15 protein-coding genes are annotated in these 21080 nt (G+C 62.1%); 14 read left to right on the top strand and 1 reads right to left on the bottom strand.

The genetic code is table 11. The features are described from left to right. The first annotated feature begins 2 nt into the window (after window positions 1-2). Genes GQX66_RS22650 through GQX66_RS22635 form a run of 4 tightly spaced genes read left to right on the top strand, consistent with a single transcriptional unit; the run spans window position 3 to window position 5802 of the window. Window positions 3-1133, top strand: coding sequence for an acyl-protein synthase (locus GQX66_RS22650; protein ID WP_240871608.1), 1131 nt, complete (start codon window positions 3-5; stop codon window positions 1131-1133). A gap of 1 nt (window position 1134) precedes the next feature. Further along, a complete protein-coding gene (locus tag GQX66_RS22645) occupies window positions 1135-3585 on the top strand; it encodes an aldehyde dehydrogenase family protein (RefSeq protein WP_240871606.1) in 2451 nt (816 codons plus the stop codon). Further along, window positions 3569-4858 carry a phenylacetate--CoA ligase family protein gene (locus tag GQX66_RS22640; RefSeq protein ID WP_240871597.1) on the top strand — a complete coding sequence of 430 codons (1290 nt, stop codon included), beginning with the start codon at window positions 3569-3571 and terminating at the stop codon, window positions 4856-4858. Before GQX66_RS22645 ends, GQX66_RS22640 begins: the two co-directional genes overlap by 17 nt. Next, the gene (locus GQX66_RS22635) at window positions 4858-5802 is read left to right on the top strand and encodes a GNAT family N-acetyltransferase (protein ID WP_129972786.1); all 945 of its coding nucleotides are present in this window, start codon (window positions 4858-4860) and stop codon (window positions 5800-5802) included. Before GQX66_RS22640 ends, GQX66_RS22635 begins: the two co-directional genes overlap by 1 nt. Before the next feature lie 40 nt (window positions 5803-5842). Here GQX66_RS22635 and GQX66_RS22630 read toward each other — a convergent pair whose 3' ends face one another. Then, entirely contained in the window at window positions 5843-6376 is a 534-nt protein-coding gene (locus tag GQX66_RS22630; protein ID WP_085745811.1) for a hypothetical protein, read from the bottom strand. Between the two features lie 384 nt (window positions 6377-6760). Here GQX66_RS22630 and GQX66_RS22625 point away from each other — a divergent pair, with 384 nt between their 5' ends. The 10 genes from GQX66_RS22625 (at window position 6761) to GQX66_RS22580 (ending at window position 21023) form a co-directional block, all read left to right on the top strand. After that, a complete protein-coding gene (locus tag GQX66_RS22625; RefSeq protein ID WP_240871594.1) occupies window positions 6761-8752 on the top strand; it encodes a methyl-accepting chemotaxis protein in 1992 nt (663 codons plus the stop codon). Between the two features lie 164 nt (window positions 8753-8916). Continuing rightward, a complete protein-coding gene (locus GQX66_RS22620; RefSeq protein ID WP_007957572.1) occupies window positions 8917-9363 on the top strand; it encodes a DUF411 domain-containing protein in 447 nt (148 codons plus the stop codon). Beyond that, window positions 9363-9797, top strand: coding sequence for a YqaA family protein (locus tag GQX66_RS22615; RefSeq protein ID WP_011333971.1), 435 nt, complete (start codon window positions 9363-9365; stop codon window positions 9795-9797). Before GQX66_RS22620 ends, GQX66_RS22615 begins: the two co-directional genes overlap by 1 nt. A gap of 85 nt (window positions 9798-9882) precedes the next feature. Further along, entirely contained in the window at window positions 9883-10908 is a 1026-nt protein-coding gene (locus GQX66_RS22610) for an alpha/beta hydrolase (protein ID WP_236188642.1), read from the top strand. A 13-nt stretch (window positions 10909-10921) separates the two neighbouring features. Beyond that, window positions 10922-11875, top strand: coding sequence for a D-2-hydroxyacid dehydrogenase family protein (locus GQX66_RS22605; protein ID WP_240871584.1), 954 nt, complete (start codon window positions 10922-10924; stop codon window positions 11873-11875). Window positions 11876-12404: 529 nt separating this feature from the next. Beyond that, window positions 12405-13991, top strand: coding sequence for a glycogen synthase GlgA (gene glgA / locus GQX66_RS22600; RefSeq protein WP_085745816.1), 1587 nt, complete (start codon window positions 12405-12407; stop codon window positions 13989-13991). An 18-nt stretch (window positions 13992-14009) separates the two neighbouring features. Then, window positions 14010-15812 carry a malto-oligosyltrehalose trehalohydrolase gene (gene treZ, locus GQX66_RS22595; protein WP_240871582.1) on the top strand — a complete coding sequence of 601 codons (1803 nt, stop codon included), beginning with the start codon at window positions 14010-14012 and terminating at the stop codon, window positions 15810-15812. After that, on the top strand, window positions 15809-17887 hold the full coding sequence (malQ, locus tag GQX66_RS22590) for a 4-alpha-glucanotransferase (RefSeq protein ID WP_240871581.1): 2079 nt from the start codon (window positions 15809-15811) through the stop codon (window positions 17885-17887). The genes treZ and malQ overlap by 4 nt, the downstream gene beginning before the upstream one ends. Then, on the top strand, window positions 17884-20661 hold the full coding sequence (locus GQX66_RS22585) for a malto-oligosyltrehalose synthase (RefSeq protein WP_240871578.1): 2778 nt from the start codon (window positions 17884-17886) through the stop codon (window positions 20659-20661). The genes malQ and GQX66_RS22585 overlap by 4 nt, the downstream gene beginning before the upstream one ends. Before the next feature lie 29 nt (window positions 20662-20690). After that, complete coding sequence (locus GQX66_RS22580) at window positions 20691-21023, top strand: DUF2934 domain-containing protein (RefSeq protein WP_240871576.1); 333 nt, start codon at window positions 20691-20693, stop codon at window positions 21021-21023. Window positions 21024-21080 lie beyond the last annotated feature (57 nt).

Here is a 21080-nt window from a genome sequence, read left to right as displayed (position 1 = left end):
TGATGATTCACTTCCCCCACAGCGACGCGCTCTGCGCGTTGACGCAACCCTATTGCCCGGATTCCGTGCCGGACGGACTGTTTAACCAGGCCATGGCCGAAATCAGCCGGTTTCACAGCCAGCACACTCCGGGATACGAACACTGGTTGAATGCCAACGGCCTGAACGCAGGTGACCTGGACCACTTAGATGACTGGTCACGCCTTCCGCCGATCTTCGCCAGTTATTTCAAGCGCCAGGTCCTGCTCAGCCCCACCGGGATGGACGCGCTGGAACTCACCTCCTCCGGCACCAGTGGCGAGAAAAGCCGCATGCGTTACGACGAACGCAGCCTGGGGGCGGCCCAGAACATGGTCGAGCGGATTTTCCAGCACTATGACTGGGACACCCCGCACACTCCGTGCAACTACCTGCTGCTGAGCTATGAACCCGAGGGCAGCATCAGCCTGGGAACGTCATTCACCGATCAGTTTCTATGCCGCTTCGCCCCCATCAATCGTGTGGCCTACGCACTGCGCCGTACGGGCGGTGGTCATGAATTCGACGGCTTTGGCGTGATCGCTGCATTGCAGTCCTTCGCCGAAGAAGGTTTGCCGGTGCGGATCTTCGGCTTCCCGGCGTTTCTCTGGCAGACCCTGCAACGCATGCAGGCGACCGGGATGGCTGATCTGCAACTGGCGCAAGGCTCGTTGACGCTGTTTGGCGGCGGCTGGAAAACCCACGCGGCGCAAGAGATTCCCCGCCAGCAACTGTACGAGCGCATTCACCGCCAATTGGGCATCGAGATGTCCCGCTGCCGTGACGGCTACGGCGCCGTCGAGCATGCGGTGCCTTATCTAGAGTGTGCTCAGCACCGTTTCCATGTACCGGTCTATTCGAAGGTTTTCGTGCGCCATCCCGCTGACTTTACGGTTCAGCCTTACGGTCGTCAGGGCTTGCTGAGCTTTGTCTCGCCTTACATCTCATCGAGCCCCGCGCACGCGGTGGTCATGAGCGATCTTGCCACCCTGCATCCAGGCGCCAGTTGCGACTGCGGGCTGACCGGCGACTGGTTCGAACTGCATGGCCGCGCCGCCACCACGGCCGGTCGAAGCTGCGCCCTGGCCGCCTCTGAACTGCTGGGGAAGTATTGATATGTACCTGATCAACGGAAAGCTTCACAACGATTGCACTCTGGAATTCGCGCTGGAACAACTTTATCCGGATTTGCCACAACGGTTGGCCACGGCGCTCGACACGTCGACTGTGCTTGGCGCAGCAGCCACTTTTGCCGAACGTCTGCAAGACCCGCACAGGGCATTGCCCATCGATGCCGAGCAACGTCAGTCACTGATCGAGTTCTGCCAACCCGCTGGCCTTCGGTGCAAGCTTGAGCGCGAGCTCGGCGAGCAACCGGGCAGCCTGCGTCGCCTCGACTATCGCCAGTCACGCTTTGAACGCTGGAGCCCGCTGGGCCTGGTGGTCCACATCACCCCCGGCAATGCGCCGCTGCTGGCTTTCTGTGCGGTGATCGAAGGCCTGCTGGCCGGCAACGTCAACTGGTTGCGCCCCAGCAGCAGCGATCAGGGTGTGACGGCGCAATTACTTCATGAATTGGCGCAGTGCGATGCGACCGGCCAGATCGCCGCGCATGTCGCCGTCGTTCCGGCCAGCACGGCCCAGATCGGTCAACTGTGCCAACAGGCCAACGGCGTTTCAGCGTGGGGCGGTGAATCAGCACTGCAAGCCATCCGCCAGCAACTGGCGCCCGGCTGTCGCTGGATCGACTGGGGCCACCGCATCAGCTTCATCTACCTGACACCGGCAGCGGTCACGCCGCAAGCCCTGGACGCCGTGGCCGATGAAGTCTGCCGCCTCGATCAGCAGGCCTGCTCCAGCCCGCAATGGCTGCTGGTAGACAGTGACGATGAAAACACTTTGCGTTCAATCGGCGAGGGCCTTGCCGAGGCGTTCGAACGCCGCGCCCGACACTGGCCAGCCCTGTTGCCGTCGATTCAGGAGGCCTCGGAAATCACCACCCGCACGGCGATGGCGCGACTGGCACACAGCTTTGCCGGTGTCAGCGGTCAGGTCTGGCAAACACCGGACTGGCGCGTCATCTGGAGCCACGACCAGACACTCGGCCCCTCGCCGCTGTTTCGCAGCCTGTTGCTTAAACCCCTGTCGCGCTCGCAAGCCTGCGAGGTGCTCTTGCCTTGGCGAAACGTGCTGCAAAGCGCCGCGCTGATGTGTGCCGAACACGAAATGGCCGAACTGGCTCAAACGCTGATCGCTGCGGGCGTTACACGGGTTACCCCGGTGCAATTGATTCACGACGGCTACGAAGGCGAACCCCACGACGGTGTGTATGCCTTGCAACGCTTGAGCCGGCGCGTGTCGGTCAGCCTGCCGGCCACGGCGCTGATAACCCGCGCCACGCTTGATCCGCTGCCGACACCACCCTGCCTGGCCGATTTGCCGATCATGAGCAAAGACACCTTTGTCACCCGCCCGATCCATCCGGCGGCCCGCTTGTACTTCCGCTCCGGCGGCAGCAGCGGCACCCCGGCGTTGGCCGGCTACAGCTACCGCGATTTTGAGCGACAGATGCGCGCCACCGCCGACGGTTTGTTCGCGGCGGGTCTCGACCCGAGCCGCGACCGGGTGATGAACCTGTTCTTCAGTGGCGGGCTGTATGGCGGTTTCTTCAGTTTTTCCAAAGTGCTGGAAATGTTGGGGACCACGCACCTGCCGATGGGCGCGCCGGCCGATGACGATTACCGCGAGATCGCGCAGATAATCATCGACCGACGCGTCACCGTGCTGGTCGGCATGCCCAGCACCCTGAACCGTCTGTTCCTCAATGAGCAGGCACGGCTGCGCGAATATGGCGGGATCGAAAAGGTCTTCCTCGGCGGCGAACACCCCGGTGAACAAAGCCTCGCGCTGATGCGCGACTGTGGCGTCGGGCTGATCCGATCGGCCGTTTACGGCAGTGTCGACGCCGGGCCGCTCGGCCATGCCTGCCCGGCCACCGGCGATGGCGTGTTTCATCTGATGAGCGATATCCAGCACCTGGAAATCGTCGAATTCGAGGCCGATCGGCCGGTGATCGGCGGTGAAACCGGGCGTCTGGTGTTCACCTCCATCGAACGTGAAGGGCAGGACGTGCAGCGCTACGACGTCGGAGACAGCGGTCGCTGGATTCCGGGTCTGTGTGACTGCGGGCTGCCCACGCCGCGTTTCGAACTGCTGCAACGTCACGGCAGGTTGATGCGCATCGGCACGGACTTCATCTGCCTGGCGCTACTGGCGGAGCACCTGCAGAGCGAGTTCCAGCTGATCCTCGAACATGCCCCCGACGGACTCGAGCGCATGCGCTTTCGCAGTCCACGGCAACCCGATGATGTTCAGCGTCGCCTGCTGGAGTATCCGACGCTGGCCACGCTCATCCAGACGGGTCTTCTGACCGTGGACGTGGAGGTCTGCCGCAGCGACGGATTTACCCGTAACAAACACAGCGGCAAGACACCGCTGCTGATCGACAATCGGGGTGTCGGTCCCCGCGCAAACAGGCAAGGAGCCGCTCATGAACACAGGGTTTGAACTGCAAGAACTGGTCACGTTTGCACGAGAGCATTCGGGCTTTTATGCGAACCACTTCGCCGACGTTTCCCTGCCCGTCACATCGCTGGAACAATTGCCGGTGATTGACCCCGTTGCTTACTGGAAAGGCAGTCATGACCTCGACCACTGGCCCGTCATGACGGCGCCTTTGAATGACGCGCTGATCCTCAAAACGGGAGGAACTACCAGTGACGGCAAGTTTTCACTGTTCCGGCGCGAGGAATGGCAGACGCTGGTGGCGGACTTCGGTCGCAGTCTCGGCTCGCAGTTGAGCAACGGCGACCGCGTCGCCAACCTGTTTTTCGTCGGCGACCTGTATGCCAGTTTCATCTTTACCCACGATGCGCTGGCGCATGTACAAACGGAGGTTATCGAGTTTCCCTTCACCGGCCATATCGACCCAAGTGTCCTGGCCGATGCGATTGCCCGGCACCGGATCAATGTCCTGGCCGGCGTGCCTGCGCACCTGTTGACCTTCGCAGCATGGCTAGAACAACACGGCCGGGTTCTGAAGGAAGTCACCACCCTGCTCTACGCCGGTGAAAGCCTGTTTGATGCTCAGTTGCAGCGGCTGGCGCGAGTGTTTCCCCAGGCCCGGGTGGCCTCCATCGGCTACGCCAGTGTCGATGCCGGATTCATTGGCGCCAGCCATCGTGACTGTGCCCTGGGCGAGCATCGGATCCCCGAAAGTCACGGTGTGCTGGAAATTCTCGACGAGCACACCGGTGAAGTGATTGATGAATGCGACCGGGTCGGGCGCCTGGTGATGACCAATCTCACGCGCCGTTTGATGCCGCTGATCCGCTACCCGGTGGGCGATCGTGCTTGCTGGCGTGAGCCGTCGGGAACGCCCCGGCGCAAGTTCGCGTTGATGGGCCGCTGCGCCGACAGCCAGCGCGTGCGGGTGGGCATTCTGAACCTGCTGCCGCAATCGATCGGCGACACCGTATGGCGCGTCACCGGCAGCGATGATTGGCAACTGGTGATCGAGCAGGACGGCGCCATGGATATCCTGAGCCTGCACTGGGCGCCGGACGCCCTGACACCTGCGAACGCTGAGGCCGACCAGACGCTGCACAGTGCATTGATCGAAGACTATCCGTTGATCAAGCAACTGAGCGCCGATCACCTGCTGGTATTGCGGATTCGCTGCTGCAAGGTTCAGGAACTGGCACGCCATCCACGCTCCGGCAAGCGTCAACGTGTGCTCGATCGGCGCGTCTACAACGGCACTGGCCAGGAGCCTTGCTGATGGAAGCGATCACCCTGCGAGGCTACCGCACCAGTGACGCTCCGGCGGTCAGTCGCCTGTTCAGAAAGATCTACGGCGACCATTACGCCCAGCCGCATGTGTATCTGCCCCGGATGATCAGCCAGAACCATGCCGACGGCCGCTGGCACTCGTTGGTGGCGGTGGCGAACGGTCAAGTGGCTGGGCATTCCACATTGATTCTCGACAAAGAATCGTCCCTCGCCGAACTGGCACTGAGCGTGGTGGATCCGCAGATCCGTGGGCAAAACGTCGCCACGCAACTGAGTCGACAGTTGCTGATCCATGCGCAGGCGCTGGGATATCAGGGGGTCACGATCAAGCAAATGACCCATCATCCCTACACCCAGAAAATGGCTGCCGGCCTTGGTTTTCACAACACCGGCTTGTTGCCCGACCATGCACCGTCGCCCTTTGGCGGCGCGGTGACGGAATCGCTGGTAATGGGTTACGCCCCGGTCGATGGTTATCAGCGCCCGCTGCCGGCCTTGACCTGGCCGGACGAATGCCGTGAGTTCATGCAGCAGATGTGCGACGTGTTCGGAACGCGGTCGAACGTGTCGCCCTGGGTCGGCGCACCGGCGCAGCTGGAACAGCGATGGGGGCGATATGACGGGATTTTCAGTGAAGTGGACGACAGTTTGATCAAGCAGCTGCAACAACTGCCCGGACATTGGCTGATTTCGATCAGGCTCAGGCTGGCACAAGGGTTTGACAATGCCTGGCGCCGGTTATCGACGATGGGGTTCGTGTTCAGCGGGCTGGCGCCCGATGACAGAAGTGCAGGATGGCTGGCGCTTTTTCATCGCGGTTTCCAGCCAAAATCCTTGACGCTGCATTGCCCGCAGATGCAGCGGTTGCATGACGGGATGCAGCGGCAGGTCGCCTTGCGCCCAAAACTCCACGCTTGCGGCAATCGCCCATAAACGAAAGGGCCCGCCCCGTTACCGGGGCGGGCCCTGTCTATCATGCCTTGGCTTTGACACCTTGATCGGTAGGAGGCTTGCGCTCCCCGCCCTGACCGTAAGTCTGCAGGTTCTGCAGTACGTAAATGGCTTTCTTGTACTCGGGGATCAACGTATTCGCGTACTTGTTGCCCTTGAGATTGTTGTTCTGGATGGTATCCAGTTGTGTCGCGAAATATTCCAGCGCATTGAACTTGGCATCCGGATCCTTCTGGATGCCGAAGCGATCGAACTTGTCGCCGGCATTGAGCAAGGTCATGGACGTGATCTCGGAAATCAGGCCCCGGCTACGCAACATTGCACTGAGGCTGCCCAATTGCTTGGCTGAAACATTGGTGGGATCGAAACCCTTGATGTTCTTGTGCAGACCCTGCTTGTCCATCTCTGCGGTACTGATCGCGGTGGGGTCGTTGCCGACCAGGGCCAGCATCTGCTTGACCTTCACACTTTGAGAAACCGGTTTGCTCGAGCTTCCTGTATCTCGAACCAGCAAACCCGCCTTGGGTTGCCAGGCACCGGTATAGCCGATAGTCATGAGCAAGCTCCTTGCGAGGAAAACATGAAAAATTCCTTGTTGAACCACTTTTGAGTTGCCCGGAGTATCGGCCGGCAAACTAATGGCACCAACTCCTTTCTGCACTTTTTTACAATTTTTGTACATTCACGATACAAACCGGCAACAGCCCCGGAAATACGGGACTAGAGCGTTCATGACAATGTGATGAAAGTGGGTTTGTTGCTCTAATGTTCGGGACGGTTAGTTCTCGTGTATCAGGTCGGATACGTTCCTTTGGTCGGGATCGCCTCTTTTAGGACGAAAGTACCTAAAGCTTCCCGAGGACCCGACGATACGTTAGGAAACCCGCGCTGTTTGTTTCCCCTGCCCACAATAAGAATCCCTGCTCAAGGACCGGTTTCCATGCCCGCATTCCGCACCATTCAGGCTCGTTACACGCTGTTTCTGGTTCTGTTCATTCTGTTGTTGTCGGTGCTCACCGTGGTTGGCATCAGCCAATTGGTCGCGCCCAAGTTGCGCCACACCGAAGAGCAAGTGGTGCTCAACCGCATTGCTGAAGTGGCCGAGCAAATCCAGGGCGAACTGAACAAGGTCCAGGCGCAACAGCGCAGCATTACCCAAACCATCCCGCTGCTCGACAGCGCGGCCATCGACACCGTGTTGCCGGGGCTGGTGGATCAATACGGCGAACTGAAAGTCTTCGGCGGCGGCATCTGGCCGCTGCCCGGTCAGCGTGAGGCCGGACGCAACAAGTTCAGTACGTTCTGGCACCGCGATGCCTCCGGCAAACTGGCGGTGAACACCTTCTGGAACAGCGACGCGGCCCCCAACTATTACGACCAGAGCTGGTACAAGGGCGGCATGCAGACCCCGCGCGGCCAATGCGCCTGGGCCGCTGCCTATAAAGATGACGCCAGCGCCGAACCGCGCACCAACTGCGCCATGGCCATCCAGAAACACGGCAGCGCCTGGGGCGTCTCGACCATCGACGTGACATTGGGCTTCTTCAACGAGCTGGTGGCGCGCAAGGAAAAAGACCTCAACGCCGAAATGCTGATCGTCGAGGCCGACGGCAAGATCATCAGCAACAGCTCGCGCATCAGCGGGCCGATCGTGCTGAAGAACATCAGCGAACTGGCCGGCGGCTCGACCTTCGCCAGCCAGGTCAAGGCCGGACTGCAAAATCGCGAGCAGGCGCAGCGCGTCGAATTCGACAACCACGGTGAAGCCAGCACCTTCTTCATGCGCCCGATCGAAGGCACCCCGTGGTTCCTCGCCACCGCACTGCCGACCAAAATGCTCACCGCCCAGCGTGACGACGTGCTCAGCAGCCTGAGCCTGCTGCAGATTCCGCTGGTGATCCTGCTGGTGCTGTTGCAGGTCTACGCGATTCGCCAACTGGTTTCGCGCATGAAAGCGCTGAAAGCCAACATCGATTCGCTGTCCAGCGGCGATGCCGACCTGACCCGGCGCATCACCATCCGCGCTGAAGATGAGCTCGGCGCCATCGGGCATTCGGTCAACACCTTCATCGCATACCTGCAGAACATGATCGGTGAGGTCACCCAGGCCACCGGCGCCATGGCTTCGAGCCTCGACAATCTGCAACGCACCTCGGCGCACACCAGTCAGATTCTGCTGCGCCACGCTTCGGAAACCGACCAGACCGTCACCGCCATCAACGAGATGAGTTCGACCGCTGAAAGCGTCGCCCAGAATGCCGCTGAAACCGCAGCCTTCACCCAGCGCGCCAACGAAAACGCCGACCGTTCGCGAGTGGTGGTTGGCGAAGCGTCAAGCAGCGTGGTCGCACTGATCGACGAAGTGGCCAGCGCCACCCACAAGGTCGAAAGCATGCAGCAGGACGCCCAGCGCATCACCGAAATCCTCGGCGTGATCGGCGCCATCGCCGGCCAGACCAACCTGCTGGCGCTCAACGCGGCAATTGAAGCAGCGCGTGCCGGAGAACAGGGCCGTGGTTTTGCGGTGGTGGCAGACGAAGTGCGTGCCCTCGCCGCCCGTACCCAGGCCAGCACCTCGGAAATCAACGAAATGTTGAGCCGCCTGACCCAGGGCGTCAGCTCGTCGGTCAGCGCCATGGAAAACACCCAGGCCAGTTGTCAGTCAGCCGCGGACGCCACTGCGCGAGTCAACAGCGGCCTCGACGAGATGGCCGGCTCCGTCAGCCACATCAACAGCCTCAGCACCCAGATCGCCACCGCCGCCGAGCAGCAAAGCGCGGTCACCGAAGAGATCAACCGCAGCATGGTGCAGATCCGCCACATGGTTGACGAGCTGGTGGAAAGCGGCCAGGCCAGCGAACTCAACACCCGTCAGCTGCTGGAAGCCAACAGCCGGGTGAGCGCGATCATGGGGCGCTTCAAGGTTCGCTGACGGTTTTGTCATCTTGCGCTCAGTGGCCTGTCAGCTTTGATCTACGATCATGTTGGCAGGCCTGCCCCGTATCACTTGGAAACACTCCGTTGATGCCCGGCAGGAAAAACAGGTCAAAATGCCTTCCTTTTTTGACCGTTCCTCCTTTGATCCGAGAGCCCTCCATGCGAAACCACCTGCGTCTGGCCGCCCTGAGCGCCCTGTTCATCTCCTCCCTGGCGCAAGCCGCCGACCTTATCCCGATCGAAGTCCACCGCGACGCCAACTGCGGCTGCTGCAAAAAGTGGATCAGCCACCTGGAAGCCAATGGCTTCAAGGTCGAAGACCACGTCGAATCCGACATGAGCAGCTTCAAGCAGCAACACGGCGTTCCGCCACGTCTGGCGTCCTGCCACACCGCAATCATCAATGGCAAATTCGTCGAAGGCCATGTCCCGGCGGAACAGGTGCTGGCCCTGAGCAAGCGTGACGACCTGCTGGGCGTTGCCGCACCGGGCATGCCGATGGGCTCGCCGGGCATGGAAATGGACGGCATGAGCGATGCGTATCAAGTGATCGGCCTGAAGAAAGACGGTGCCGATGTGGTGGTGGCGGATTACCCGGCCCATTGATGACGGCGGGTTATCTCGGGCTGTTCCTGGCCGCATTCGGTGCGGCGACGTTATTGCCACTGCAATCGGAGGCCGTGCTGGTCGGGCTGCTGGTCAGCGACCGTTATTGGTTGTGGGGGCTGCTGGCCGTGGCGACGCTGGGCAATGTCCTCGGTTCGCTGGTGAACTGGTGGCTGGGGCGCGGGCTGGAACGGTTTCAGGACCGGCGCTGGTTTCCGGTCAGCCCGAAGCACATGGCGCGCGCCCGCGTTCACTATCAGCGCTATGGTCACTGGTCCCTGCTGCTCAGTTGGCTGCCGGTGATCGGCGATCCGCTGACGTTGATCGCCGGGGTCATGCGCGAACCTCTTGGGCGATTCCTGCTGATCGTCACTCTCGCCAAAGGCGCCCGCTACGGGGTGCTGGCGATGCTCACCCTTGGCTGGCTCGGTTGAACGATCCGGCCCGGGGATTGCCTGTGTTTAACGTCGCCCTAATCCGGCCGTTCCAGCATCGGCCGATTTCTTGTGGAGTTGTCCTATGTCTGTGTCGCTGACCCGCTGGCTGCCCGGCCTGGTGTTGACCGCCGCCCTGCCCCTGCTTGCTCACGCCGAAGGCCCGCAATACGGGCCGGAGCTGCAAGGTTTCGATTATCCCTACACCCTCAAGCACTTTGCCTTTCAGTCCCAGGGCAAGTCGCTGCAGATGGGTTACATGGACGTCGCCGCTGATGGCAAGGCCAACGGACGCACCGTGGTGCTGATGCACGGCAAGAATTTTTGCGGCGCGACCTGGGACAGTTCGATCAAGGCCCTGAGCGAGGCCGGCTACCGGGTGGTCGCCCCGGACCAGATCGGCTTCTGCACCTCCAGCAAACCCGATCACTACCAGTACACCTTCCAGCAACTGGCGGCCAACACCCAGAAACTGCTCAAGGCGCTGGGCATCCAGAAAGCCACCCTGCTCGGCCACTCCACCGGCGGCATGCTCGCCACCCGTTACGCGCTGCAATACCCGGATCAGGTCGAGCAACTGGCGCTGGTCAATCCGATCGGCCTGGAAGACTGGAAAGCCCTCGGCGTGCCGTATCGCAGCGTCGATCAGTGGTATCAGCGCGAATTGAAAGTCACCGCCCAGGGCATTCGCGACTATGAACGCACGACCTATTACGACGGCCGCTGGAAACCCGAATTCGACCGTTGGGTCGACATGCTCGCGGGCCTGAGCAACGGCCCGGGCAAGACTCAGGTCGCATGGAACTCGGCGCTGATCTACGACATGATCTTCACCCAGCCGGTGTACTACGAGTTCAAGGACCTGAGGATGCCGACCCTGCTGCTGATCGGCACTTCCGACACCACCGCCATCGGCAAGGACATTGCGCCGCCCGAAGTGAAAGCCAAAATCGGCCACTACGAGGTGCTGGGCAAGCAGGTGGCAAAACTGATTCCTCAGTCCACGCTGGTGGAATTCCCCGGCATGGGCCACGCGCCGCAGATGGAAGAGCCGGCGAAATTCCACGAGGCACTGCTCGGCTGGCTGGACAAAACCAATCCCGTTCGTTGAAGAGGTAACGCTGATGGCGGTGCAGATTGCGGTGATCGATGACTGGCAGGACGTCGCGCGGGGCGTAGTTGAATGGTCGGTGCTCGACAGTCTCGGCGAAGTCACCTTCGTCCATGAGTACCCGGCGGACAACGCCACGCTGGCCGAACGTCTGGGCCAGTTCGAAGTGATCTGCGTGATGCGCGAACGCACACGCTTCGATGAAGACCTGCTCAAACGCCTGCCGAATCTGAAGCTGCTGGTCACCGGTGGCATGCGCAACGCGGCGCTGGACATGCCGGCCGCCGCCCGCCTCGGGATCAAGGTCAGCGGCACCGACAGCTACAAGCACGCGGCACCGGAACTGACCTGGGCGCTGATCATGGCCGCCACCCGCAATCTGCTGAACGAGGCCAACGCCTTGCGCGCCGGCCAATGGCAGCAAGGCTTGGGCGGCGACCTGCACGGAAAGACCCTCGGCATTCTCGGGCTCGGCAGCATCGGTCAACGGGTGGCGCAGTTCGGTCAGGTGTTCGGCATGCGCGTGATCGCCTGGAGCGAAAACCTCACCGCCGAGCGCGCCGAGCAGGCCGGCGTCACTTATGTCAGCAAGCAGCAATTGTTCGAACAGTCTGACGTGCTGTCGGTGCACCTGGTGCTCAGTGATCGCAGCCGGGGGCTGGTCGATGCCCAGGCGCTGGACTGGATGAAGCCGACCGCGCTGCTGGTCAACACCGCGCGCGGACCGATTGTCGACGAGGCGGCGCTGATCAAGGCCTTGCAGAAACAGCGCCTCGGCGGTGCAGCCCTCGACGTGTTCGATCAGGAGCCGTTGCCGACCCTGCACCCGTTTCGCACCCTCGATAACGTGCTGGCCACGCCCCATGTCGGCTATGTCAGCCGCCAGAACTATGAGCTGTTCTTTTCGCAGATGATCGACAACATTCAAGCCTGGTCAGCTGGAGAACCGATCCGCCTGCTCAACTGAGCCTCCTCGCCTTCGCGGGCAATTCCTGCCCGTGAAGCAGCACCCGCTGTCCGCCCGCCAACACAACTGTCCGCACCGCAACAGTGCGCTCGCACTTTCCCGGCGCCCAAAATCGTGACCGACCGGTCACCATTTTGCATCATCAACCCTGCCAAACATGCACTTCGTCGGGGCGCCCGCCTTCCCAAAGCCACGGATTTCGTGAGCCCGCAACAGATTGTCGAACAATTCATCCGATTGCCCTGGCCCGCTCTAGGATCTGGCCTAGACTGGTTTTCGCGGGGTAAAACCGGCCGGTCATAAAGTCAAAAATTCGTCGAAACTTTTGCAGATCGCGGCGGGTCATCTGATAGGCAGGGCCAAAGCGACTGGTTCAAGTCTTGCAATGGCCCCCTCACCCATTCTGCTTGCACGTGTTGGGTAGCGTTTGCTCACCGATGCGTGGCGCGTTTGCGCCCGGCCACAGGACCTGGCCATGGACATCGCTTGTTCAAGACAAGAATCAGATCAAAAAAGACGGGAGATTCATATGATCAGTGCGGCATTGGATATTCAGGGAGAACGGGCTCATCAGCCGATGGGTGACTCGAGCACCGTAAGCGTTCCCGGCAGCCGATCGATCAGCGTCCCGGGCACCAAGACGCTGACGCCAGTGGCCAGTCAGAACCCGAACAAGAAGAAAGTGTTGTTCGTGACCTCGGAAATCGCCGATCTGGTGAAGACCGGCGGTCTGGGAGACGTCTCTGCCGCCCTGCCCCGCGCCATGGCGCACCTGCATGACGTCCGGGTGTTGATCCCCGGTTACCCGCAAGTGATGAACAGCGAGAATCCGATCCACATCATCGGCGAACTGGGTGGGCACGCCGCGCTGCCGCCCTGCAAGATCGGGCGCATGGACATGCCCGACGGTCTGGTGATTTATGTGTTGATCTGCCCTGAACTCTACGCCCGTGACGGCGGCCCGTATGGCGCCAACAACGGTCGCGACTGGCCGGACAACCACATCCGCTTCGCCCGTCTGGGTCTGGCCGCCGCCGATATCGCCGCCAACCTCGCGCAAATCCACTGGTGCCCGGATCTGGTGCATGCCCACGACTGGCCGGCCGGGCTGGCACCTGCGTACATGCACTGGCGCGGGCAGCGCACGCCGACCCTGTTCACCATTCACAACCTCGCGTATCAAGGCGTGACCAGCCTCGGCTCTTGCCCGGAACTCGGGATTCCCGCCCATGCCCTGCAACAGGAAGGCATGGAGTTCTACGGCAAGATGTCGTTCCTCAAGGCCGGCATGGCTTATTCGAGCCACATCACCACGGTCAGTGCCACTTACGCGCAGGAAATCACTACCCCGGATTTCGGCTGCGGTCTGGACGGTTTTCTCGCCGCCAAGACCCAGCAAGGTTTGCTCAGCGGCATTCCCAACGGCATCGATGAAAGCTGGGATGCCGCCACCGATCCACATCTGTTTGCACCGTTTGCCATCGGTGACTGGGAAGGCAAAGCGGTGAACGCCGCCCATGTGCGCGAACTGTTCGGTCTGCAAGATTCCGAAGGCCCGCTATTTGCCGTGGTCTCGCGTCTGGTCTATCAAAAAGGCCTCGACCTGACCGAAGCGGTATCGGAATACATCGTCCAGAACGGTGGCCAGATCGCGATCATCGGCCGTGGCGAACCGGAAGAAGAACAGGCCATGCGTGAACTGGCGCTGCGCTTCCCCGGCCAGATCGGCGTGCGCATCGGCTTCAATGAAACCGACGCCCGCCGGATGTTTGCCGGCAGCGATTTCCTGCTGATGCCATCGCGCTATGAACCGTGCGGCCTGAGCCAGATGTACGCCCAGCGCTTCGGCTCGCTGCCGGTAGCACGCAACACCGGCGGGCTGGCCGACACCATTGAAAACGGTGTTACCGGTTTCCTGTTCAACGAATCGACCGCGGACAGCTACCGCGAAGCCCTGAGCCGCGCGTTCAAGGTGTTTGCTTTCCCCGACCTGCTGCACGCCATGCGTTGCCGGGCGATGGCTGCGCCGTTCAACTGGTGCAAGGCTGTCGAACCCTACGCCGAACTCTACGAACAACTGGTGGCCAAGGCGCTGGGTAAAACGCACCACAAATAACCAGGGAGGTTTTCAACGATGCCGTCACGGACACCTGAAAGCTGGCCCCACGGCGCGATCATGCTGGATGCCGAGCACACCCAATTCGCGCTGTGGGCGCCGGATGCATTTTACGTCAGCGTCGAGCTGGACAACGGCCAGTCCCTGCCCATGCTGCCCCAGGGCGAGGGCTGGTTTGTCATCAAGACCCGCTGCCCTGCCGGCAGCCGCTACCGTTTCAATATCGATGGCGAACTGGAGGTGCCCGACCCGGCCTCCAGGGCGCAGGACGGTGATCTCGACCGCCACAGCGTGGTGGTCGATCCGCACCGTTATTCCTGGCGCAACACCACGTGGCAAGGGCGCCCCTGGAATGAAGCGGTCATTTATGAACTGCATGTCGGCGCGCTCGGCGGATTTGCCGAAGTCGAGCAGCATCTCTCACGCCTCGCGGAGCTCGGCATCACCGCCATCGAACTGATGCCGATCGCGCAGTTTCCCGGCGATCGCAACTGGGGCTACGACGGCGTGCTGCACTACGCGCCGCAGGCCAGTTACGGCACGCCGGAACAACTCAAACATTTGATCGACAGTGCCCACGGTTATGGCCTGGCGGTGATTCTGGACGTGGTCTACAACCACTTCGGCCCCGACGGCAATTACCTGCACCGCTACGCCAAGGGCTTTTTTCGCGAAGACAAACACACGCCGTGGGGCGCGGCCATCGACTTCCGTCGTCGCGAAGTGCGGGACTTCTTCGTCGAAAACGCGTTGATGTGGCTACTGGAATACCGTTTCGACGGTCTGCGCCTGGACGCGGTGCACGCCATTCAAAGCCCCGATTTTCTGCCTGAACTGGCACATCGTATCCGTCAGCAGATCGACCCTGCCCGCTACGTTTGGCTGACCATCGAGAACGAACTCAACCAATCCAGCCTGCTGGAGGAGAACTACGACGCGCAGTGGAACGACGACGGCCATAACGCCCTGCACGTGTTGCTGACCGGTGAAACCGACGCCTATTACGCGGACTACGCGCTGCAACCAACCGAGCAATTGGCCCGCTGCCTGAGCCAGGGTTTCGTGTTTCAGGGGCATATCACCCGCCACGGCGAACCCCGCGGCGAGCCAAGCGAGCATCTGCCCTCCACCGCATTCGTGCTGTTCCTGCAGAATCACGACCAGATCGGCAACCGTGCCTTCGGCGAGCGCCTGCATCAATTGGCCGACCCGCGCGCGGTGGAGGCTGCGACAGCGCTGCTGTTGTTGTCACCGATGATTCCGCTGATGTTCATGGGCGACGAGTACGCCGCCGAACAGCCGTTCCTGTTTTTCACCAGCCACCATGGCGAACTGGCGAAACTGGTGCGCGAAGGTCGGCGCAATGAGTTCGCGGCATTCAGTGCCTTCTCGGATCCGCACAAGCGTGAACAGATTCCCGACCCCAACGCCGAGCAGACCTTTCACGCCTCACAACCTCGCCTGACGGGTAACGGCACGCCTCGGCAACGGGAGACGTTGGCGCTGTACCGCCAACTGCTGCAATTGCGCCATCAATACATCATTCCCAACCTGTCCGGAACGCAGGCACTCGGCGCCCAGGTGCTGGGGCCCGGGGCGGTCAGCGCGCGCTGGCGGCTGGGCGATGGCAGCGAGCTGCGAATCGACCTGAACCTCAGCGATACGCCAGTGGTCAACCTTCCACAGACTGATTCGGTGTGGCTGTTTCGCCAGCCACCCGACACAGGCCTGTCGGATGAGGGGCAACTGCCCCCGTATTGCGCGCTCGTCAGCCTCACGGCCGCAACCCCTTTGCCACCCTTGGATGGAGAGCGCCTATGAGCGATGCGCAACTGGAAATTCTCGCCAGCCGAGCCGGCCTTGCCGTCGACTGGATCGACGCCAACGGGCGAGCGCAAAAAGTCGCCCCGGCGGTGCTGCGCAATGTGCTGACCGGCCTCGGCCACCCGGCCGGAACGGCCCAGGAAATCGACGCCAGCCTGCTTGAACTGCAACAGGTACAGGAAAATCGCCATCTGCCGCCACTGCTCACTGCCGATGTTGGCGTGGGCGTGGACCTGGCCCGTTATTTCGAACCCGAAACCCCTTGCGAGATTCACCTTGAAGACGGCTCGCGCCTGAGCCTCAAACTGGATGCCGAGGCCGTGCTGCCCGGCGAAATTCCGGTCGGCTACCAGCAAGTGCATATCGCCGATCAACAATTCACCCTGGCCGTGGCACCGGAACGCTGCTTCAGCGTGGGTGACGCGGTGGACAGCCCGATCCCGCGCGCGTGGGGCCTGAGCGTGCAGCTTTATGGCTTGCGCCGTCCCGGCGATGGCGGTTTCGGCGACACTCAGGCCCTGGAAGAACTGGCCCGGGTGGCCGGCGAGCGCGGCGCCGATGCCTTGGCGATCAGCCCGCTGCACGCGATGTTCAGCGCCGACACCGGGCGCTACAGCCCTTACTCGCCGTCCAGTCGGCTGTTTCTCAATCCGCTGTACGCCGCACCGGGCGCGATCCTCGGCGAGCGCGCGCTGCGCGATGCGATTGACGCAACTGGCCTGAACGATCAGTTCGAACAACTGGAAAACCTGAAACTGATCGACTGGCCGAAAGCCGCCGAGGCCAAACTGAAACTGCTACAAGCCTTGTACGACGGCTTCATCAGCGGCGAACACCCGTTGCACGCCGACTTCTCCAGCTTTCGTGATGCCGGCGGCGAAGCGCTGGAGAACCACTGCCGCTTCGAAGCCATTCAGGAGATGCGCGCCGCCCGTGGCGAAAGCCTCGACTGGCGCCAATGGCCGGAGCACTGGCACGACCCGCGCGGCGCCGCCCTCGGCGCGTTTGCCGAGGAGTACGCCGAGCGCATCAGTTACTTCGCGTTCTGCCAATGGTTGATTCACCGCTGCCTGGAACGCGCCCAGACCGCCGCTCGCAGCGCCGGCATGGGCATCGGCCTGATCGCTGACCTGGCGGTGGGTGCCGACGGCGCCGGCAGTCAGGCCTGGAGCTTTCAGGACGAACTGCTGGCCTCGCTGACCGTCGGCGCGCCGCCAGACATCCTCAATCGCTCGGGCCAGGGCTGGGGCATTTCCGCGTTTTCTCCGGAAGGTCTTGTGCGTAACGGCTTTCGCGCGTTTATCGAGATGCTGCGCGCCAACTTCGCCCACGCCGGCGGGCTGCGCATCGACCATGTCATGGGTCTGCAACGGTTGTGGGTGATCCCCAACGGTTCCGCCCCGGCAGACGGTGCGTACCTGTATTACCCGGTGGACGACTTGCTGCGTCTGCTGACGCTGGAATCCAATCGCCATCAAGCGATCGTGCTCGGAGAAGACCTCGGAACCGTACCCGATGGCCTGCGGGAAAAACTCATCGCCCGGGCCATGCTCGGCATGCGCGTGCTGCTGTTCGAACAGGACAACACCCATTTCAAACCGATCCTCGACTGGCCGGACAACGCTCTGGCCACCACCAGCACTCACGATCTGCCAACACTCAACGGCTGGTGGCATGGCCGCGACATCGACTGGAATGCGCGACTGGGGCTGATCGATGCCAACGGCGAAATCGACTGGCGCCGTTACCGCCAACGCGAGCGTGAAGGCCTGCGCGGTGCCTTGAGCCAGGATCCGCAAAACTTTCGCGAGGAATCCCACGAGGCTGATCAAGTGGTCGATGCCGCTGTCCGCTTCCTCGGTCACACCCGCGCGCCGCTGGTGCTGTTGCCGCTGGAAGACGCGCTGGGCCTCGACGAGCAGGCCAACCTGCCCGGCACCATCGACACCCACCCGAACTGGTCGCGCCGCTTGCCGGCTACCAGCGAGGCGCTGCTCGACGGTGTCGACGCAGCAAGACGCCTGGAACTATTGGCGTGTGCCCGCCTCCAGGCAGCCGAGCGTGACCAATGAGTGCATTGCCTATCCAGATACTGCGCGCCACGGTCCGCCTGCAATTTCATCGCGGTTTTACCCTAGATCAGGCGGTGCCGCTGGTGCCGTACTTCGCCCGACTCGGCATCAGCCACATTTATGCCTCACCGCTGCTCGCCGCCCGCGCCGGCTCCATGCATGGCTACGATGTGGTCGACCCGACCCGGGTGAATCCGGAACTTGGCGGCGAGCCGGCCTTGCGCCGTCTGGTCGCCAGCCTGCGCGAACACGGCATGGGGCTGATCCTCGACATCGTCTCCAATCACATGGCGGTCGGTGGCGGCGACAACCCGTGGTGGCTTGACCTGCTGGAATGGGGCCGACTGAGCCCCTACGGTGAGTTCTTCGACATTCAGTGGCACTCCCCTGACCCGTTGATGGAAGGCCAGTTGCTGCTGCCGTTTCTCGGCAGCGATTACGGCGTCGCGCTCCAGGACGCGACCCTGCCGCTGGTTTTCAACGCCGAGAGCGGCACGTTCCACGTCGAGCATTACGAGCATCACTTCCCGATCTGCCCCGGCGATTACGGCGAACTGCTCATATCCGATGACGCCCCGAACAAAGCGCTCAAGGCCCTCGCCGACCGCTTCAGCGCGCTCAGTTATCAGACCGATGCCCGTTCGCTGGCCATCCCGCTCAAGGAAGAACTTCAGCAACTGGCCAGGGACCCGCAGATCCTCCAGGCCATTCAGCGCAACCTGACGCATTACGATTCGAAGACCGAAGAAGGTTTTCAACGCCTGCACCAATTGCTGGAGCGGCAAAGCTATCGCCTCGCGAGTTGGCGCACGGCGGCGGATGACATCAACTGGCGGCGCTTCTTCGACATCAACGAACTCGGCGGTTTGCGCGTCGAGCGTCCGGCAGTGTTCGAAGCGACCCACCAAAAGATTTTCCAGTTGATCGGCGAGGGATTGATCGACGGGCTGCGCATCGACCACATCGACGGTCTAGCCGACCCGCGCGGCTACTGCCGCAAACTGCGCCGTCGGCTCGAACATCTGGCGCCGGGCCGGCACTTGCCGATCTATGTCGAGAAGATCCTCGGCGACGGCGAAACCCTGCCCACCGACTGGGCCGTGGACGGCAGCACCGGCTACGAATTCATGAATCAGCTGTCGCTGCTGCAACACGATCCGGACGGCGAACATGTGCTGGGCGATTTGTGGAAGCGCCGCACCGAGCGTCCCGCCGCGTTTATCGAAGAAGCGCAACTGGCGCGCCAGCAGATCCTCAACGGCTCGCTGGCCAGCGATTGCGAAAGCGTCGCCCAGGCCCTGCTGCAAGTGGCGCGCGATGACCTGATGACCCGCGACCTCACGCTCGGCTCGATTCGTCGGGTGTTGCAGGCGTTGATCGTGCACTTCCCGGTCTATCGCACCTACATCACCCCGATGGGCCGCTCGGCGCGGGACGAGGTGTTTTTCCAGCAGGCCATGGACGGTGCGCGGCAGACATTGAGCGAAGCCGATTGGCCGGTGCTGGACTCCGTAGCCGGTTGGCTTGGCGGCCAGCCGTGGAGGCGCAAACCCCGTGGCCGTTCGCGCAAGATTCTGAAGCATGCCTGCGTGCGTTTTCAGCAGCTCACTTCGCCGGCCGCGGCCAAAGCCGTGGAAGACACCGCGCTGTATCGCTCGGCAGTGCTGCTGTCGCGCAATGACGTCGGTTACAACACCGAGCAGTTCAGCGCGCCGGTCAGCGACTTTCACGCGGTGAACCAGCAACGTCTGGCGAGCTTCCCCGATAACCTGCTGGCCACCGCCACCCACGACCACAAACGCGGCGAAGACACTCGCGCGCGGCTGGCCGTGCTCAGCGAACGCAGCCATTGGTATGCCGAGCAGATAGAGCTGTGGCGCGCGCTCGCTCGGCCGCTGCGCGATGACGATGAACTGCCGTCGTCGGCGGACGAGTTGATCCTCTATCAGGCGCTGCTCGGCAGCTGGCCGCTGGACCTGCGCGACGACGATCAGGCCGGTTTCGCCGACTACGCCAAACGCGTCTGGCAGTGGCAGCAGAAAGCCCTGCGCGAAGCCAAGCTGCAAAGCAGCTGGAGTGCGCCGAACGAGGCTTACGAAAACGCGGCTCAGGCGTTCACCGAACAACTGCTGCTGGCCCCCGAAGGCGAACTGCTGCGCGGTGCGCTCGCCAAGACCGTCAACAGCATCGCTGCCGCCGGCGCTCTCAACGGTCTGGCGCAAACCTTGCTGCGCATGACCGTGCCGGGGGTGCCGGATCTGTATCAGGGCAACGAGTTCTGGGACTTCAGCATGGTCGACCCGGACAACCGCCGGCCAGTGGACTACGCCGCCCGGCAGCAGGCGCTGGAGGCTCCCGCTCCGGTTCAGGAACTGTTGGTCAACTGGCGCGACGGGCGAATCAAGCAAGCATTGATCGCCCAGGTGCTGCGCCTGCGCGCCGACGACACCGAGTTGTTTCGCCAGGGTTCGTACCAGGCCCTCGAGGTACTGGGCAGCCAGGCGCACAACGTGCTCGCGTTTGCCCGTGAGCATGGGGAGCGACGGATCATCGTGATCGTGCCGATCCGTTGCGCAACATTGCTGGAAAACAGTGCTGTGCCGATGGTTGACGCGCTGCGCTGGGGCGATACACGGGTCGTTCTACCGTTCGACGCCTCTGACGAAAATCTGAAGGGACTTTTTTCGAGCACCGCAGTCACAAAAAACAGGGAGCTGCAGGTCAGCACCGCGCTGGGGGATTTCCCGGTCAATCTGCTTATCCAACACGTCTAGCAGCATGAGTTCAGTTCAGGAGCATTGCGATGAGTACCGACGATAAACGCATCCGCGAATTCGCCTATCAGATCTGGGAATCCGAAGGTAAACCCGAAGGCCAGGAATCGCGCCACTGGGAGATGGCGCGCAAACTCGCCGAAGCCGAGGCGCTGGCACCGAAAAAATCGCCCAAGGCTGCCGGCAGTAAAACCGCCGGCAAGACCGCCACCAGCAAAGCAGTCGATGGCAAGGCACCCGCTGCCAAACCCAAGGCCACGACGGCCAAGGCCAAGCCTGCCAGTGCCGCGAAAGTGATTCCCCCGGGCGAAAAAGCCACCGAGAAAAAGCCCCGCGCGCCGCGCAAGCCGCCTGCGGTCTGACACCCCCGAACCATTGATTTGAATAACCGTGTGGCGGGTTCGCTCGCCACCGAGGGC

Origin of the sequence: Pseudomonas sp. B707 (assembly GCF_022496685.1) — a bacterium.
Lineage (GTDB): Bacteria > Pseudomonadota > Gammaproteobacteria > Pseudomonadales > Pseudomonadaceae > Aquipseudomonas > Aquipseudomonas paraglycinae.
This window is presented reverse-complemented; position numbering and strand designations above follow the sequence as displayed.